This window comes from Microbacterium sp. Bi128, assembly GCF_918698205.1.
This window is the reverse complement of record NZ_CAKKMM010001026.1, coordinates 1-1839: the sequence shown is the minus strand read 5'-3', so window position 1 is coordinate 1839 and position 1839 is coordinate 1. Positions and strand designations below refer to the sequence as shown.

Genomic DNA, 1839 nt, shown 5'->3' with positions numbered 1-1839 from the left:
GGCGCCGGCCGCGGCCAGCAGGGCCCAGCGTTCGGTGGAGAAGAGCTCCTCGTAGACCTGGTAGGCCAGGCGCGCGTTGGCCAGGCCGGCCTTGCCCTTGAGTGCCTTGGCTTCCTCGGTGCCGATGGCGTTGAGGCGCTTGTCGATTTCGGCATCGACGCGGGAGACGAAGAAGGACGCGACCGAGTGGATCGTGGACAGGTCGTGACCGTTGTCCTTGGCCTGCTCGAGCCCGGACTGGAAGGCGTTGATCACGGCGCGGTAGCGTTCCAGCGAGAAGATCAGGGTCACGTTGACGCTGATGCCCTCGGCCAGGGTGGCGGTGATGGCCTCGAGGCCTTCGAGAGTGGCCGGGATCTTGATCAGGACGTTGTCCTTGTTGACCTTCTTGTACAGGTGCTTCGCTTCGGCGATGGTGCCTGCGGTGTCCCAGGCCAGGCGGGGGTCGACCTCGATGGAGACACGGCCGTCGACGCCCTTGGTGGCCGCGGCGACGGGGGCGAACAGGTCGCAGGCGTCGGCGACGTCGGTGGTGGTGATTTCGAAGACGGTCTCTTCGACGGTGGCGCCGGCGGCGGCCTGGGCGGCGATGACGGCGTCGTAGTCGTGGCCGGCGGTGATTGCGGCGTGGAAGATCGACGGGTTGGTGGTGACGCCAACGACGTTCTTCTCTTCGATCAGCTTGCGCAGGGTGCCGGTCTGCAGGCGGCCGCGGGAGAGGTCGTCGAGCCAGATCGAGACGCCGGCGTCGGAGAGCTGCTGGGTGGGGGTAGTCATTTCATAACTCCTGGAAATCATGGGTTCCGGGGGCACAGCGTCCCCCGGAACCGTGGTGGTGGATCAGTTGGTGAGGCCGGCGAGGGATTCCTTCGCGGCGGCGGCGACTGCTTCTGCCGTGATGCCGAATTCCTGGAAGAGGCGCTTGTAGTCCGCGGACGCTCCGAAGTGCTCCAGGGAGATGGAACGGCCGGCATCGCCGACGAATTCCTTCCAGCCCAAGGCCAGTCCGGCTTCGACCGAGACGCGTGCCTTCACGGCCGGGGGCAGCACGGCGTCGCGGTAGGCGGCGTCCTGCTTGTTGAACCATTCCACGCAGGGCATGGACACCACACGGGTGGGGATGCCTTCGGCCTGCAGCGCTTCGCGGGCGTTGACGGCGAGCTGGACCTCGGAGCCGGTGCCAATCAGGATGACCTGGGCTTCGACGGTGGAGCCGTCCTTCGACGCCTCGGCAAGGACGTAGCCGCCCTTCTCGACGCCGGCGGTGGAACCGAAGGTCTCGCCGTCGGCCACGCCGGTGCCGCGGGCGTAAGTGGGGATGTTCTGCCGGGTCAGGACGATGCCGGCGGGGTTTTCGTGGTTTTCCAGCATGGCCTTCCAGGCCGCGGCCACCTCGTTCGCATCTCCCGGGCGGACGACGTCCAGGCCCGGGATGGCGCGGAGGGAGGCGAGCTGCTCAACGGGCTGGTGCGTGGGGCCGTCCTCGCCCAGGCCGATCGAGTCGTGCGTCCAGACATACAGCGACGGGACGCCCATGAGGGCGCCGAGCCGGATCGCGGGGCGCTGGTAGTCGGAGAAGATCAGGAACGTTCCGGAGAAAGCCCGGGTGCGCCCGTGCAGGGAAATGCCGTTCACGATCGACGCCGCCGCGTGCTCGCGGATGCCGAAGTGCAGGACCCGGCCGTAGGGGTTGCCCTTCCACGCCGCGGTGGACCGGGACGTGGGGATGAATGAGGGCGAGCCCTCGATCGTGGTGTTGTTCGACTCCGCGAGGTCGGCGGAGCCGCCCCAGAGTTCGGGCATGACCGGGCCGATCGCGTTCAGGACCTTCCCGGAGGC

At 67.9% G+C, this 1839-nt stretch carries 2 protein-coding genes; both read right to left on the bottom strand.

Annotated elements, in window-relative coordinates; genetic code table 11:
• Window positions 1-777 (bottom strand): transaldolase (tal, locus tag LQV45_RS29345; RefSeq protein WP_230010591.1); only part of this gene is annotated, 777 nt, incomplete at its 3' end.
• A gap of 63 nt (window positions 778-840) precedes the next feature.
• A partial coding sequence (locus LQV45_RS29340) for a transketolase family protein (RefSeq protein WP_230010588.1) occupies window positions 841-1839 on the bottom strand: 999 nt, incomplete at its 5' end.